This window comes from Paenibacillus sp. MAEPY2 (assembly GCF_000499205.1).
Classification (GTDB): Bacteria; Bacillota; Bacilli; order Paenibacillales; family Paenibacillaceae; genus Paenibacillus; species Paenibacillus vandeheii.
In genome coordinates this window covers 65,978-82,571 of record NZ_AWUK01000038.1, presented here as the reverse complement: position 1 = coordinate 82,571, position 16,594 = coordinate 65,978, and the positions used below count along the sequence as shown (strand labels likewise).

Sequence of the window (16,594 nt, the reverse complement as noted above, 5' to 3'; positions counted from 1 at the left end):
AAGCGTGTTAAATACTTCTATGGATCACACTTTTGGTCTCTGCTGCCTCAAAAATGGTCTCAATCAGTACAAGTACTCTGTTAACTTCATCATTCTTAATTGCAATTTCAGATTTCCCTTCGAGTACAGAGACAAAATTCTCATAGAAACTTTGCTCTTCCAAGTCCGGCTTTTGTATTGCAAACTTTAACGTGGACTGTTCGGACGGCGGTGCCATCGTTTTGGTCAATCCCTGCCCCGCTTGAATAGGTTTCGGCTCTATATGAGCAACATCCGGATTTCGAGTGATAATCTCTCCACTTAAATCCCAGTCCCTAATCACTGCAGTACCTTCCGTTCCTTTGAGATACCATCTCGGTAACTTCACATAATTAGTCGTTCCCACTTCAATCAGTGCCGTCAGGCCATCTTTAAACGTTATATAACTCGTAAAACCATCATCCACTTCGGTTCCCAAAATATAACTTAAATTAGCCGCCACACTTTCAATTTGGCTATCTGTAATCTGCAGCAGTTGGTCCAGCAAATGCACGCCCCAATCCAGCAGCATACCTCCACCGTAATCCTTCAGCTGGCGCCAGTCGCCAGGTATGCCGTTGGCTCCTTGAACCCGGGATTCCAAATGGAACAGCTCGCCCAAAGTCTTTTTATCGATGATGTCCTTGGCAGTCCGGAAATCTTCATCCCAGCGACGATTTTGATGGACCGTAAACACGCGTTTCTCCTGGTTCGCTACCTTGACAATATCATTAAAGTCCTTGCTGGTTATTGTAACCGGTTTTTCGCAAATTACATGTTTACCAGCCTGCAGAGCTTGAATTGCTATATCTTTGTGAACATCATTAGGTGTAGCAATCAAAACGATATCCACCAGCTCATCTGTCAGAACAGCATCCAGACTTGCGTATGTTTTATAGCCGGCTTCCTTGCCCAATTCCATCCGATATTCAACAGTATCATATACACCGATTACGGAAATTTGTGATACAGGCTCAATTAACTGGCAATGATAGCCGCCCATCCCCCCAAAACCAACAATTGCTATATTATAAATTCGGTTATTCATCTTCATCGTCCTTTCCCATTTTGACTATGCCTACATAGACTTCTCACAGCAAACTTTATGTAAAAAAAGATGAGTGGCTGCGACCTTGATTCTATGCAAGATGTATAGCACCTCAACTTGTTTAATACCCTTATCATACAAGTCTGATAAAAGACTATCTTCCTATTTTCTTGCTGTTTTATTCCCGGATATTGTCATGCGATACTTTAAAGGCGATGTCCCCGTTGCTTCCTTGAAGAAGTGATGAAACGTCTTAACGCTATTGAATCCCGCCTGCTCAGCTATTTCGGTAATTGAATAATTTTCATTGAGCAAAATCCATTTCGCTTTATTAAGTCGATATTCATTTAGAAAGGTTATAAAGGTCATTCCTGTATTTTTCTTGAAGAACTTAGTGAAATAATACGGGCTGAACCCTATATAGTCGGCAACGTCCTTTAATATAATTGATTCCTGGTAATGCCTTTCTACATATTCGAAAATTCGTTCCAGCTTTAAAAGCATTTCTTTGGTCGGAGTCAAGATATGTTCCGAAATTTGGGGTCGATGTGTCTCATTCCCCCTTGGTACTTCTCTTAGAATAAAAGCCAACATTTCGTAAAGCCTAGCCTTGATCATATATGCATAGCCCTCTTTGCGCTCATCATCTTCTGTGCTTATGCTTTGAAGAAGAGGAAGAAGCCTGGTTGCCGTTTCATGAGGCCAGTTCCTGCTGGATTGCTCTATTTGAGTAAAAATGTCACGAAGCGACCGATCATCGTAAATTAGTGTGGATACGTCTTGAAACAGATTCAGATCAAATTGAATAACAATTCGCTCACTGTCTGGGGATGACAAAAAAAAGTGGACGTCACCGCCATTAATGAATTGGACTTCCCCCTGCTTCAGACGGATCACCTTATCATTCAAGCCCAAATCCAAGCTTCCTTGGGTAACATAAATAATTTCAATTTCCTTATGCCAGTGAGGATAACAGAGCACATCTCCTTTGTGAATAAAGCTCCGAAATGGGAGTCGTTTGTCAAGTTCCGGGATTTCCAGATATAAACTCATGTACGTTAGCTATCCTCCTTATATATGTTTCATTTAATACATATCATGTAACCGATTTCGGAACAACTTCATGTGCAAATTCCTTCTGTTCATTCTCTGTTGATCCTAATCATAATTTAAAAGGATGTGTTTATAAACGTATTTCTCATCGTGATTGTTGCTGAATAATCCTGCATCATCAAGTTCGATTTTGACGGTAACGGTGCAATATAGAATTAACAATAAGCCTTTATCAAAAATCGCACATCCGAATATCCGGATGTGCGATTTTTTTTACATTCTAATTCTCTTGTTCCTTAATTACCTGCTCAATTCCCAGAAGAATCAGCTTCAAGCCAAATTCAAACGCTCCGTCGGTTCCCATCAGTTCAAACAAGCCGTTCGTGAACATTCTTCTGAACAATCCTGCTTCCGCTTCGCCCATGGAGTCCAAAAGGCGAATCATCTCTTCACCAGGAAGTGCTGCTTGGTCCTTAAAGATTGCGGCGACATTGCGCTGATGCTGATAATCATCCAGAACGAAGTAGAAGACATAGTTCACAAGTGTAGTAACCACTTGCATTTTCTGTTCTTGCTCAAGCGGCGTCGATTCTACGCAGAGCAGCATGCGGTTGGTGAACCGAATAATGTCCGGTTCGTGGGGCAGCGTCATCATCATGAGCTGTGTGGAGCAAGGATATCGGCTGAGCACACTACGTACCGTTTCCGCTAGACCCGTTAGCTGCTCCTTCCATTCTCCCTCGGAGTGAAACTCCTCCAGGATTATTTTCGAAACCTGGTTGGCCAGACGCTGATAGAGATGCTGCTTGCTTTTAAAGTACCAATACAAAGAGGGTGCTTGAATGCCCAGCCGAACGGCCAATCGCCTCAAACTGAATTTCTCGATACCCTCCTCTCCCAGAAGCTCCCACGAAGCTTCCAAAATCTTATCCTCCGAAATTTGAGGCTGTTGTTTTTTCATGGATATCCGCCCTTTTATCTAACAGTGTAAGATTATACTTTACAGGTTCATAAGTTCATGATACCATCTAACACTGTAAGGCACAAACTAACACTGTTAGATTGGAAGTTGAATATATTGTTCGAATTCCACGCCATTTCAAAAAATAAATGAAGAAAGTAGTGAATCACATGGATGCAGAAAACCTCCATTATTTTGAAAAAGCACCGATTGCAAAAGCCGTAGTTCACTTCGCCGTACCCATGATGTTAGGCACGTCGATGAGTGTCATCTATTCCATCTTAAATGCCTATTTCCTTGGTACACTGGGCAATACGGCCATGTTAACCGCACTCGCTCTAACCTTGCCTTTATTCGCGGTGATTATGGCGCTCGGTAACTTGATTGGTATGGGTAGCGGTACATTCATCTCCCGTTTGCTCGGTGAAAAAAGATATGATGATCTAAAGCATGTGTCTTCATTCGCCTTTTACAGCAGCTTAGTGCTTGGTGTTATTGTGATTGCCGTTGGCCTTCCTTTTATAGATCCAATTGTTCATGGCTTGGGAGCAACGCCTGAATCCTTCGGATTTACGAAGGACTATGTCACGATTATGCTTATTGGTTCACCATTCGTCATATTATTTTTCACACTCGAGAATATTGTGCGCTCTGAGGGTTCAGCGATCAAATCGATGGTCGGTATGATTCTCAGTGTGGTTGTAAATATTATTCTTGATGCGATAGCCGTCTTCATCTTCCATTGGGGTGTGATCGGTGTTGCTTCTGCTACGGTCATCTCTAACTTGATTGCAAGTGTTTTTTACGCATTCCATATGGGATATAAGAGCCAGTTTTTGACCATCTCCGTAAAATGGTTCAGGGCTTCCAAGGAAATTATGAGCAATGTTTTCAAAATCGGAGTTCCCGTTTTTATAATGAGTATCTTCTTGGGTGCAATGTCGCTCATTTTGAACCATTTTCTTGTCGAGTATGGGGATCAGGCCGTAGCGGGGTACGGAATTTCATCACGTTTGTTGCAATTTCCTGAGTTTATTCTGATGGGCTTATGCGAGGGAGTTGTGCCGTTGATTGCCTTCTCTTTTACAGCGAATAAATTACGCATGAAGCATACCATTGGATTTACGATCAAAGCCATTGTAGCGTTAGCTGTTGTGTTCGGCGTTGTCGTCTATCTGATATCCGACCACTTGATTGGTTTATTTACAAATGACCCGCAATTAATTGAAATGGGCAGCTACATTCTGCATGTCACATTCTTATCCTTATTTATTACAGGAATGACCTCGTTGTTTGTGGGGATTTTCCAAGCAACAGCGCAAGGTACCGCCGCCTTCATTATGTCAGTCATTCAAGGAATTACTCTCATTCCTGTGCTCTATATCGCCAACCGACTGAACGGCTTCCACGGGGTCGTTTGGTCCCTCGTCATTGCAGATGTCGTCGCGTTCCTTGTTGGAGCTATTATGCTGTATATTCTGCGAAACAAATTGCAGCCTGAATTGGAAAATCTAGTACATTAGAAAACAATAATTCACAAGACAGCAAGATGCATGTTGAGTGCTGTATGCAAAAGCATGAGAGTGGTATCCCTGCTCTCATGCTTTTTTTGTTTCAATGTTTTCTATTCCATTATTGTAAATCCAAGGTGACACTAAGATCACGGAGATAGTTGGTAGGATTAAATACAGGTGTGGTACATGACAACTTTATGAGCTTGAATCAAGTTCTCAAAGGCGTGAACGTTGCCTTTTTGAGCTTTTTTCACCTCTTTGAGTACGTCCAATAAGTTTCCCCTCCTTCCGTTTAGACAAATGTTAGATGCACAACATCGCAAAGAGGTTTCAAATTTTAAATTTTGGAGAAAACCAGCACTTTTATTAGGCAGCGCTCTCGTGTAGCAAAAATCGTAAGTTTAAATTTATAAGTGTATTGCGAGAATTTTCATATGTAGGGTAACTTCTGCTGGATTTATCGTTTTTAAATAAATAATTTAAAATCTATACGTTTATCCTTCTCATAACAGGATTCAATAAAAATAGCCATGTGCTGTCTTCCAACACTGGAAGCAGAACAAGGGGACTCTTTGTGCCAGTAAACCGTATTCGGATGCTATCTGATTCAATGCACCGTAACGTACTCAGAAGATACTTTCCATTAATCGTAATGCTAAAATCCCCTCCGTTCTTATCTTCTAAAATTAGCGTATCCCTCACATCACCAATTTCGGCCGTACTGGATATAAGCTCCAACTTTTTCTCTGATACATGCATTGTAATTAAATGATAGTCAGCCAAAACAAATACGCGGTCAATCATTTGTCTAAACGATTTGATATTAAGAATAATCTCGGAGACATAAGAAGTTGGGACAAGATTTCTGGTTGGAGGGTAAAGACCTTCGATTAAGACCGATTCAATAAGCTGATTTTGCGTTATAAACCTGATTTCATGAGGGCTAAATTGTATAGTTACCATTCCATGGTCGTCATCCAATAGTTTGACTATCTCTATTAAATTAACACCAGGAATTACTGCACTTCCCGAGAATCCCATTCCGTTCTTGATACAGATTGACCCTGTAGCCATTCGAATAACCCCGTCTGTAGCAGTCATAGTGAGCTGATTCCCTTGAACCTCCAGCGATACACCCGTCAAAATTGGTTTCCCCTCAGATGTTGAACATGCCCCCGCAACCTGTTTAATCAAAGACTTTAATGAATTGCACGATACATCTATGCCATTGCCTGTCTGTTGATGATTTTGTGTTGGGATAAATGGGTAGTCAATAGGCGACATTCCGCTCAGGCAAACACGCGTGTTTCCAGAAGTTATACTCAGTATGAGCTGCTCATTCACCTCCAAGATCACATTGCCATCATTCAATTTGCGAATGATTTCATATAAATACTTTGCTGGACAGACAATGCTCCCCTCATTAAAAATATGAATCTTACTATCAGTAATACAAGCCTTATATTGAACCGTTAGGCTTGTATTACTCCCCCTAAAAACGACCTCTTCATTTCCTGCAAATATGTATAGCCCGGACAATATTCCCTGACTATTGTTCGATAAAGCCTTAAAGACATGTTGAATAGACTTAATTAGTAAATCTCTTGATATGTGTATTAACAACTTATTCACCTGCCTTTCAATTAGCTTCGTAATAAGATTCAATCAAATGTCTTAAAAATGAAGACCGAGAGATGTCTAAATCTTTACACTCACGATCAACTTCTTCCCAGAGATCTTCAGTTAAAGTCAAGGAAACCTTCTTTGTCACACCAATTCCCTTTCTTCCTGCACCTTCACGCGGCCCTCCACGAGTAAAAACAAAACCGAGCTGACCGTCTTTCTTAGAAAGACCTATCTTAAATTGTTTGTCCTCCATCTTATATCATCTCCATTGAATTAAGTTACCTAAATCAATTTTACATTCTCACATTTTATCATATAAATTTATTTCCTTCCAGTGATTCAATACTCATTGACCGAAATCCGGAATTCGCACCAATTAGGTACACTTTATATATTACGTTTATAAAGATAGTTTATAAAGTGTATGAGAAGAACCCCACGTTATCAATTAGAAAAAGAGCGTTTTAATACAATCCATTTCTGTCAATGAATAATCGTGGGTTTTTCGTTTTTCGGAAAAGCTAATCCTTCCCTATAAATCAATTCCCTTTTCATTTCTTACTTTGTCCGGTGTTACATCATTTCCATCTGGATCGAGTATTGTAAGCGCTGAAAAAGTGTTTAAGACCTGCCCTCGAATTTCCCGCAAATAGTCTTCTCTTAAAACTTGTTGTTCAACTCGTTCAGCATTTGTCAGACCCTCTTCACGCTCTTTTTTTGCCAATTGATTAATGCGATCTAAACTTTTAATCATTCTTTTCCTCTCCTCTGGTACAATTAATCTACTGGTAGTCTAGCACTGAAATGCATACGCTGCACCTATTTATTAGATAATGCCGAGAAATATGGCACCACTCTCTCCTCTATTTCTTGTTCACATTTATTTAATTTTCCTTACCACCACATAAATATGCAAAAGCAAGAAGGGAACTGTCATATTGACAGTTCCCTTCTTCTAACTATTGATTACCTTGAAGCTCCTCATGCCATTCCTGTTTGAGTTCGCTCCAATGAGCCCGTTTTTCCAGTGCAGCCTGGAAATCACTCCATGCCTGTTCAAATTGTGAATCATCCTTAGCCATAATCAGCTTGGCTTTATACTCTTTTCGCACATTATCAAGTTCAGGCAAATATTTCTCCCATAAGCCGCCTGGTTTGGCCTTCACCATATCGTAATTTTGAGCAACCCTGGTTCCACCCATTTTGCCAATCTTTTCGGTGAATTCAATCGTTTTGAATCTCCCCTTTGGTTCAGTAACCCCATAATTCCACCATGGATACCAGTCATTACTATAAGAAGAAGCCGCATAAAGCTCTGGTGTCGTGCTTGCCTTCTTCGCTTGATCTCCAGAGTCATGCAAGGCCTTATAATTCTCGTCCGTATACAACCATTTCCCCAACGGTTTATCCACCCAATCCCAGAACACTCCAGGCGGACCTTCATTCACGACCTGCTGCTGTTCGGGCTTGGGCTGTAGTGTGTAATCAAAGAAAGCAAGAATAGAATCGAGATTTTTTGTATTTTTGTTGATAAACACGTCATTGGCAGGATACGGATTGATAATCTGATTAGCCCCAATCTCACTCACGCCGTCCACTTTCGGATAGGGAATGACATCATAGTACCATGCCGGATCGGTTGGTCCGTCGAGAACCTCCCATAACTGGGCGTCCATATTAAAGAAACCACCCGTATTCATGGCTACACGTCCGGATTTGTTTTTTTCCTTGTAACGCTCCTTCTTGTCTGTAATTGCTTCGTGATCCAGAAGCCCTTCCCGGAACATGTTGTTCATCCATTGGTAAGCCGCTTTATATTGCGAATTGTCATAGATGAATTTATAGTCATTACCTTGCTTCTCCACTGGAATAACGCCGCCAGCTGTGCTGACCGTAACGCCAAATGTACTCAGAATGACATTTTCATCGCCCGCGTCGGAGAGAAAACTAAGGGGAATCAAAGGTTTCCCGTTTTCATCCTTCTGGTTAGCTGCTGATCTCAGATACTTCTCTATACCGTCCAACGATTTCAGATCGTCCATCGTCATGCCGATTTTCTCCAGCACATCTGTACGGACAAACCAGCCGTAGGAAGCCCAGCCGGGCCAAGGATCATCGGGTTTTTGATCAAACCAGGTCGGAATGGAATAAATATGTCCGTCTGGAGCTTTCATCTGATCCAGATAGATTTTCGGAATGGAGGCCAGCCCCGGATATTTATCTGGCATATCAAAGTATTGCTCCAGCGGAAGAACGCTGCCCGAACGCGTCATCGCAGTGGTGACAACATCACTGCGTGAGAACAAGGCGGCATCATCAAAGCCACCGGTATTCAATTTCAGATTAAGCTCTGTCATTACATCGCCCTGCGTAGCTTCCAGACGAACGTCAATGCCGGGTTCCTTTTCTTTCCAATATGTTAGGACCATACTCTGATTATTAATCGTTGCATTCCATCCTAGCCATAGCTTAAAAGAATCTGCAGAACTGCTGCCACTCTCCGTGCTGCTGCTTGAGCATGCCGTTATCCCAAACATCAGTAGAGCCATGGCTAACAGAGCCAGCTTTCTTCCCTTCTGTTGACGTAGACTCATCACATGCGTCCCCCTCGGTTATTATGAATTTGTATAGGATTAGAAAACCCATTCTGTTGCTTAATTTTTCATTGGGTTATCCTTTTACTGATCCGATAAGCACACCTTTTACAAAATACTTTTGCAGAAATGGGTACACACACAGGATCGGAAGCGCGCTTACCATGACTGTCGCCATTTTGATGGACATAAGTGTAACGTTAGAGAGCATGGTACCTCGTGCCAGAGCTTCCTGATTATTGTTGGATCCGAGGACAGTCGAAATATCCTGGGCAGACAGCAGCTGTTGCAAAAACGTTTGAACCGGAATCAGACTCTGATCTGAGACATAAAATGCGCCAGAAAACCAGTCATTCCAGTGCCCCACTGCAGTAAAAAGACCAATGGCTGCAAGCATGGGTTTCGAAAGCGGCATAATAATGACGAAGAGAATGCGGACAGGATTGGCGCCGTCAATCTCAGCCGATTCGATCAGTGCTTCCGGAATACCCTGGATGAATTTCATCATCACAAACATATTCCACGCCGAGAATGCAGACGGGATGATATACACCCAGAATGTGTTTAATAATGACAAGTGATTAAGCTGGATGTACAAAGGGATTAATCCGCCACTAAACAGCATCGTAATCAGCACGTACCCCAGTAAGGATTTCCTGAAAGGAAGATGCCTATAGGACAAGCCATAAGCCGCCAGAAGCGTGATCAGCAAGCCTACAAAAGTGCCTATGATCGTACGGGATATCGTAATGAGGTAGGCACGTTGAATAACCGAATTCCCAAGCACAACCTCATAATTGTACAAAGTAAACTCCCTCGGCCACAGATAAACACCACCCTTTGCCGCATCGCTGCCAACGTTTAAGGAGACAGCGAGCATATACATGAAGGGATAGATTACCGAGATACAGAGCAGTGCCAACAGAAATACAATGATGGTCTGACCCACACGTTCCCTCATGGAAGATCTCATATTACCAAAGCCCCTCTCCGTTGAACTTTCGCGCCATCTGATTAGTGCACAGTACCAACACCAGGCTGATGACCGAGGAAAGGAGACCGACCGCAGTGGCCATTCCAAAATAACCTTGCTGTAAGCCGTTGCGAAGAATGTAAGTGTCGAGTACATCCGCGACTGGCTGATTGGCCGGATTCATCAGAGGATAGATCTGATCCATTCCTACGGCAATCAGTCCAGGCATACTGAGAATCAACACGATGGAGATGGTCGGCATTATACCGGGCAAGGTGATGTTTCGTATTTGTGCGAGCCGTCCTGCCCCTTCAACTCTTGCGGCTTCGTAGAGCTGCGGGTCAATCGTCGTAATTGCTGCCAGATACAAGATCGTATTCCAGCCAACCTCCTTCCATAAACCGCTGACTACGATCATGGGCCGGAACCACTCCGTAGATCCCAAGAAAAAGACAGAATCTCCGCCCAGCTTCTCAATCAGCTGATTGACCAATCCACCGTCCAACGTCAGCAGGGATTGCAGGATATAAGCTACCACGATCCATGAAAAGAAATGTGGAAGATAACTCACGGATTGCACAAACCGCTTGTATTTGTTATTTTTCACCTCATTGATAAGCAAGGCCAACATAATAGGAGCTGGAAATCCGAATACAAACTTGAGAATCGCGATGTAAATCGTATTCTTCACCACAATCCAGAACTGTTCATCTTGCAGGAATGAGAAGTTTTCAAAACCAACCCATTCACTACTCCACATGGTGCTGCCGATGTGAAAATCCTTGAATGCCACCTGGATGCCCACCATCGGAATGTAGCTGAAGAGAAGCAGCAGGATCGCAGCAGGTAGAATCATTACATACTGCCAACGGTATTTTGCCAGTCGTTCAATCATTTAACCACCTCTGCCATCATTATGGAGATCAAATTGAAAGCGGTAACATAAAACAGCTTACAAATCAAATACGCTGCGTACGATTAGCTGTGATTGCAGTTCCTCAAGGGAGGCTGATCTGGTAATATCATCCTTCTTCAGAACAATGGTCTTCGTCTCACCTGCTGATATATCAAAATAATTATTGCTGAAAATACCGTCTAATTCGCTGAAATCCAGCTCCACAAACCGCGCGAAGGCTTTTGAATCAACCGTAATTACAAAACGATCCTCTTCTTCCTTCATCGTGGTCTCCATTGCAGGGTCAACAAAACCAAAATGCTTTGGCTTCACAAATAACACCGTACCTTCGCTTACAACTTCACCATCCACAACAAAGGAAAACTGTAAATACGTATTCCGCTTCTTAGCAGTTGTATCGAGCATCTCAGTGAAATCAAGCTGTTCGAATAATGCTGTGGATAACGCTGACACCGCTATTGCTTTTGACGAAGCTACGATTTCATTGGAACGCGAATCCATGAGCCTCCATTTCAACTCTCCTTGCACATCACTCCTACTCTCATTCGATACGTGAAGTTCTACCTTCGGACCATCTTCCCGAGCTGATACAAGGATAGGTGCGAAAAAGCGTTTGGTTGCATAATGCATCGCTTTCCAGCGACCAAAGTAATCGATACTGGACCAAGACGCAACAGGCCAGCAATCATTCAATTGCCAGTATAATGCGCCCATACAGCGTCCACGATGTCTGCGCCAGTGCTCTACCCCGCACGAAATTCCTTCAGCCTGAATGAGCTGCGAAGCATATAACAGGGAATTGAAATCCTTCGGCAAGCGATACGTCTCTCCGATGTAATACAGAATTTTCTCATTTCCCGTACCATTCTTCTGATGAGATTCCATAACTGGTGAGAAGATATTGCGGTCTTCCGGTAACGTAAACGTCTCAATGGTCTTGTGATTAGGAAAGGATTGCAATCCAAACTCGGACATGTAACGCGGGTACAAAGTGCGAAATTCGGTAAAAGGTTTCTTGCCATGCCATACATCCCAGTAATGCATATCTCCGTAATTCTCATCGTTCGGATCATCAAAGCTGCCTTTGGACGAAGGCGAAGCTAACCAGTAGAACGTGTTCGGATCGTATTCCTTCGCAATTGCCGGCAGTAAAACCTCGTATTGCTTAATATAGTCCGCTTGTAACTGTAAGGATGTTTTCTTTGCCCAGTCCCATTCGACCCAAGCCATCTCCTGCTCATTGTTTCCACACCAAATGCCTAACGAGGCATGATGGCGCAAGCGCTTCATGTTGTCGATGGTCTCTTTTGTAATCGACTCCTTGAATTCCTCGGTCAATTCATATACACCACAGGCATACATCAAATCCTGCCATACAATCAAGCCGTATTCATCGCATAAATCATAAAAGTAATTCTCAGGATAATGTCCGCCACCCCAGACACGAATCGTATTGAAATGGGCCTCCGCACAGCTCTTGATCAATCGTTCTGTTCGTTCTGGATTGCAACGCGGCAAGATGTTATCTTCCGGAATATAGTCCGCACCCATCGAGAAAATGGATACACCGTTCACTTCGAATTCGAAGGACTCGCCCCACTGATCCTTCTCTTGCTTGACGGTTAATGTTCTCAGTCCAATACGCTTCTCATCACGATCCAGCTCAATACCTTGTTCCATGAGAGTAACGCTCAGATGATACAATGGCTGTTTGCCCAGACCATTCGGCCACCATAGCTCGGGATGCTCCACTTCAATCCAGATATGATGATCTCTATCATTCACGACAGACGTGAATCCGTTCAATGTCTCCCCGGAAGGAGTATCGAATGAGACCTGGATCTCCCGCTCTTCTTCGACCCAACCGGATGTCCTTACGCGAACATCTAAGGTCACTTTGCCTTCGCTATGCATCTGTGTAATGTAGACATCATCCAAACGGGCATGATCGTAGCCTTGAATGGAAATATTCCGCCAGATCCCCAAATCAGGTAATTGTGGACCCCAATCCCAACCGAACATGGAATGTGCTTTGCGCAAATGGGAAATCCCTTCCACCGCATCACTGCAGTTAATCAACGGGCGCTCGGCTTGTTTACGCAGCACATACTCCACAGGGGAACGAAGAATAATGTGTATGGTATTTTCACCTTGTTTGATAACAGAAGTAATATCGATTTCATAAGTACTGTGCATATTGTTTACATTCCCGATATTCATTCCATTCAGAATTAATTCGCCAAGTGTATCCACTCCTTCACATAACAGGATGATCCGGTCATGCTTGAGATCCGCTTCGTTCACTTCAAATGAGTGTATGTACTCATAATCATAATTGCACAGTTCAAGTGCAGCCTGCTCTTGCTCGCGGTAATAGGGGTCTTCCATTTGTCCAGCCTGAAGCAAATCATGAAAGACCGAGCCAGGAACCGTCGCCGGAATCCATTCGGCATGATCTACTCTCTTCATTTTCCACCTGCCATTTAGATCGATAAGCAACATTTGTGATACCTCCTGATGTCTTTGTAATCTATTTCATTCTATCAAGAGGCCTCCATACTTTCTTATGTTGTGTTCACGGAATTCGTGTGCTATTTTGACATTAACAACAATAGGAGATGTTCGAGCCATGATCAAATACACAGCGTCAACTCACATCCATCCCGACTTGCTCGTGGATCCATTCTGGGTCGATTCCTTATCGAAAGTATCACCCGAGCACACCCATGACTTTTACGAATTTTTCATTCTAAGTGAAGGGCAGTGCCAGCATATTGTCAATGGAACAACTCAGCATTTGAGGCCGGGTTGCCTTGTCTTTATTCGACCGCACGATATTCACCGCTATGAGCCGGAAGGCACTCAGGACTGCCGTTTCTTGAATAGCCCTTGTCGCTCCGCAGTAATAGAAGAAGCTTTTGCTTACTTGAATGAACAGAAGTATGCACAAGGACTATTGCAGGCACCCTTTCCTCAGATCGCCATGCTATCACAGTTAGAAATGACCGAGATAATTAGAAGCTTTGAACGGATCATGATGCTCTCCACCGTTGATAAGAAGAAAGCTCGTGTATATGCAAAAGGTCTGATTATTCAAATCTTGACGCAGCATTTTTTTGCATTGGAAACGATGGAAGAACCCGTCCTCCCGCTGTGGTTAGAGCATGCCATCTCCAAAATGCAGCTGAAAGAGAACATGAATTATGGTCTTCATGCCCTCTATGAATTATCAGGTCGAAGCGTCGGTCATGTGAACCGCGCCTTCCGTCAATATCTGAATCAGACACCAACAGAGTATATTAATCAGCTTCGGTTGAACGTAGCCAAGAACTTGCTGCTTACCACTGAGTTACGCGTGCTTGAAATTGCACTGGAAGCGGGATTTGAGAACGTCAGCCACTTCTACCATCAGTTCAAAAAATTTTATAATCAAGCCCCGCTTGATTTCCGTAAGAACGCGACAATGAATAAGGAATCGCTGCTACCATAGTGAATTCAAAGCGTGCATGTGGTGAAATCTACAGCATCCCATCATATCCGTACCCAAAACTCAAAAAAGCTCTCCCTGTATACAGAGAGAGCAACTAGAAGGGGACTTATTGCCGCCCTTTTCTTTTAGACACGTTGAGCAGCAGGAAAGCCGAACGAGATTACAGCTCCTCCCTCTTTACGGTTGGTGGCCTGAATCAGTCCGCCGCAGCGTTCTACAATAGCCCGGGCAATCGCCAGTCCCAGTCCGGACTCCCCGTCTTTTCCTTTGACGAAGCGGTGGAATAAGGTGGGCAGCAGCTCCTGTGGAAATCCGGGACCGTCATCCGAGACGGATAGCGTGATCTTTCCTTTTTCCAAGCTTGCATTGATGTGAATTTCTTTTTTGGCGTATCTTGCGGCATTCGTCACGACGTTAAGGAGTGCCTGCAGCAGTTTATCCTGATCAGCCATAATGAACAGCTCTTGATTCTCCGGGCAGGTGATATGAAGGGTAAGTCCTTTCTTAACAAGTAGTGGATTAACACGCTCTGACGTTTCCGTCAACAATTCATTCAGACTGACCTCGGAAGATTTGAAAATATCCTCTTCACTATCCAGCTTTGCGAGCAGCGTCATTTCGGTGACAATCTTCCCTAATCTGCCGCTTTCCCCCAGAATCACGTCCAGCCCTTTACGAACATTATCACCTTCAAAGATTCCATCCCGGATGCCCTCCGCATAGCCTGCAATGGACATCAGAGGAGTCTTCAGCTCATGAGACGCATTCTGGAAAAACTGCTTCTGTACCTCGTTAAACCTGTTCAGTTCGCCTGCCATCTCATATACCGTCTGTGCGACAGCCCCAATTTCACCGCCAGCCCTGACCAGCTGCACATCCGTGAAATGACGTTCTTTGACCTTTTTTAGTTCCTGCTTCAGATTCATCAATGGCTGAATCTTCCTTTTCGTAATAAATAGACTCAGCAGGAACATAACCGCTCCAACGATAACGATTACCAAGATGAGCCGACCCAGAAGTGCCTGTTCAATGGCTTTGATCTTGCTCATGGGAGTCAACAGGGTCAGGGTTCCTTGAGGGATAGGACTAACATCCATAACATAACGCCCGTCCGTTCCGGACCATAGGTCCTTGATGCTGGAAGACGTGACCGCTGTATACTGCTGCAAGTTGGTAGGCACTGCTTCAATCAATGTATCGCTACTTGCCTTTCCGGTTATTCCATTCACAGACAAAGTCGTACCCGACAACACATTGCCGTTATAATCGGTGACAAAAGCTTCAACATCGGCAGGAATCAGTGTTGTGGAAGCACTCGCAACCTCCCCTGTTACCAATTGGACGGACTGCATACCTGCAATATTCGAATTAGGCAGAGTTACAGCTCCAGCGGAAAGAACCGGACTCATTGCAAAATCACCCGCTTCAGTTATAGAAGCAGACATGGCGGCACTTAACGTCTTGAGATCATTTTTCTCTGTCCCAATGAAATGATCCAACAGCACATAATGGAGTAAAACGGCCGTGACGGAGAGGATCAGAACTAGCGACAAGCCGAACGCAAGGTTAATTTGATGAACGAGTTTCATATTAAGCTTCACTCCGATCTGTTCGCATTCGATACCCGTGTCCCCACACGGACTCGATGGGAAGTTCCTCTATCTTTTTGCGAATCCGCTTAATTAAATGATCTACGGCACGGTCACTGCCAAAATAATCTTCCCCCCAGACAAAGCTGAGCAGCTCGTCCCTGGTGAACGCACGATTCGGATGTTCAGCCAGTACCTTGAGCATGGTAAACTCTTTGCTTGTCAGGTCCACTTCTTCCCCGCGCCATATGGCGCGCCTCTCTTCCAACATTAATTGGAGCTCTCCGGTATCAATTCGTGGCGTCGCAGCCTCGCTTACAACCCCTTTTTCTCCCGCTCCGGTAATTCTAATCCAGCGTTCCAGCTGCCGCTTAATACGGGCAACCAGTTCACGGGGGCTGAAAGGTTTCACCAGATAATCATCACTGCCCAGCTCAAGGCCAAGGATCTTGTCCACCTCGTTATCCTTTGCCGAGATCATAATAATGGGAACCTCTCCTTCATTACGGATGCGTTTGCATAATTCATAACCATCCATGCCGGGAAGCATAATGTCCATCACCCACATGCTCGGCGGACTTATTCTATGTAAGGACCAGGCATCCTCCGCATTCGAAAGGCCTATCGTCCGATAGTTCTCTTTGTGCAAATAAGCTTGAATCAGTGTGCGTATATTCTCGTCATCGTCTACAACCGCGATGAGGTAATCGTTATTCATGAACGGACCTCCAGTACTTTTCTCTATAGTGAGTATACCAAAGGTAGATGGAAGGAAAGAGCTTTGCCATTGTTTTTCCACAATTACACCAATA

The 16,594-nt window shown here is 43.8% G+C and carries 14 protein-coding genes; 2 read left to right on the top strand and 12 right to left on the bottom strand.

From position 1 onward, the window contains the following. Positions 1–7: 7 nt before the first annotated feature. From P364_RS0127525 to P364_RS0127515, 3 genes are all read right to left on the bottom strand, one after another. Positions 8–1,072, bottom strand: coding sequence for a Gfo/Idh/MocA family protein (locus P364_RS0127525; RefSeq protein WP_024633246.1), 1,065 nt, complete (start codon positions 1,070–1,072; stop codon positions 8–10). 156 nt (positions 1,073–1,228) lie between these two features. Next, entirely contained in the window at positions 1,229–2,119 is an 891-nt protein-coding gene (locus P364_RS0127520; protein ID WP_024633245.1) for an AraC family transcriptional regulator, read from the bottom strand. A gap of 280 nt (positions 2,120–2,399) precedes the next feature. Further along, positions 2,400–3,080 (bottom strand): TetR/AcrR family transcriptional regulator, encoded by a 681-nt coding sequence (locus tag P364_RS0127515; RefSeq protein WP_024633244.1) that lies wholly within the window; start codon positions 3,078–3,080, stop codon positions 2,400–2,402. Between the two features lie 170 nt (positions 3,081–3,250). On the opposite strand from P364_RS0127515, the gene P364_RS0127510 reads away from it, so the two are divergent. Next, on the top strand, positions 3,251–4,603 hold the full coding sequence (locus P364_RS0127510; protein ID WP_024633243.1) for an MATE family efflux transporter: 1,353 nt from the start codon (positions 3,251–3,253) through the stop codon (positions 4,601–4,603). A 477-nt stretch (positions 4,604–5,080) separates the two neighbouring features. Here P364_RS0127510 and dnaN read toward each other — a convergent pair whose 3' ends face one another. The 7 genes from dnaN to P364_RS0127470 all read right to left on the bottom strand — a co-directional run bounded on the left by dnaN (position 5,081) and on the right by P364_RS0127470 (position 13,205). Then, positions 5,081–6,217 (bottom strand): DNA polymerase III subunit beta, encoded by a 1,137-nt coding sequence (gene dnaN, locus P364_RS0127500; RefSeq protein WP_024633242.1) that lies wholly within the window; start codon positions 6,215–6,217, stop codon positions 5,081–5,083. Positions 6,218–6,233: 16 nt separating this feature from the next. Beyond that, positions 6,234–6,473, bottom strand: coding sequence for a CopG family transcriptional regulator (locus tag P364_RS0127495; protein ID WP_024633241.1), 240 nt, complete (start codon positions 6,471–6,473; stop codon positions 6,234–6,236). A 279-nt stretch (positions 6,474–6,752) separates the two neighbouring features. Then, on the bottom strand, positions 6,753–6,974 hold the full coding sequence (locus P364_RS0127490) for a DUF896 domain-containing protein (RefSeq protein ID WP_024633240.1): 222 nt from the start codon (positions 6,972–6,974) through the stop codon (positions 6,753–6,755). A gap of 205 nt (positions 6,975–7,179) precedes the next feature. Next, positions 7,180–8,814 carry a hypothetical protein gene (locus P364_RS0127485; RefSeq protein ID WP_029881341.1) on the bottom strand — a complete coding sequence of 545 codons (1,635 nt, stop codon included), beginning with the start codon at positions 8,812–8,814 and terminating at the stop codon, positions 7,180–7,182. A 76-nt stretch (positions 8,815–8,890) separates the two neighbouring features. Beyond that, positions 8,891–9,787, bottom strand: a complete 897-nt coding sequence (locus P364_RS0127480) for a carbohydrate ABC transporter permease (RefSeq protein WP_024633239.1) — start codon at positions 9,785–9,787, stop codon at positions 8,891–8,893. Between the two features lies 1 nt (position 9,788). Then, positions 9,789–10,682, bottom strand: a complete 894-nt coding sequence (locus P364_RS0127475) for an ABC transporter permease (protein ID WP_024633238.1) — start codon at positions 10,680–10,682, stop codon at positions 9,789–9,791. Between the two features lie 57 nt (positions 10,683–10,739). Then, on the bottom strand, positions 10,740–13,205 hold the full coding sequence (locus P364_RS0127470) for a beta-mannosidase (protein WP_024633237.1): 2,466 nt from the start codon (positions 13,203–13,205) through the stop codon (positions 10,740–10,742). Between the two features lie 127 nt (positions 13,206–13,332). Here P364_RS0127470 and P364_RS0127465 point away from each other — a divergent pair, with 127 nt between their 5' ends. Continuing rightward, positions 13,333–14,193, top strand: coding sequence for a helix-turn-helix domain-containing protein (locus P364_RS0127465; RefSeq protein ID WP_024633236.1), 861 nt, complete (start codon positions 13,333–13,335; stop codon positions 14,191–14,193). Positions 14,194–14,318: 125 nt separating this feature from the next. Here the strand turns inward: P364_RS0127465 and P364_RS0127460 are convergent, their stop codons facing one another. Together P364_RS0127460 and P364_RS0127455 are read right to left on the bottom strand one after the other, a co-directional pair. Further along, positions 14,319–15,782, bottom strand: a complete 1,464-nt coding sequence (locus P364_RS0127460) for a sensor histidine kinase (protein ID WP_024633235.1) — start codon at positions 15,780–15,782, stop codon at positions 14,319–14,321. 1 nt (position 15,783) lies between these two features. Further along, positions 15,784–16,500, bottom strand: coding sequence for a response regulator transcription factor (locus P364_RS0127455; protein ID WP_024633234.1), 717 nt, complete (start codon positions 16,498–16,500; stop codon positions 15,784–15,786). Positions 16,501–16,594: the final 94 nt, after the last annotated feature.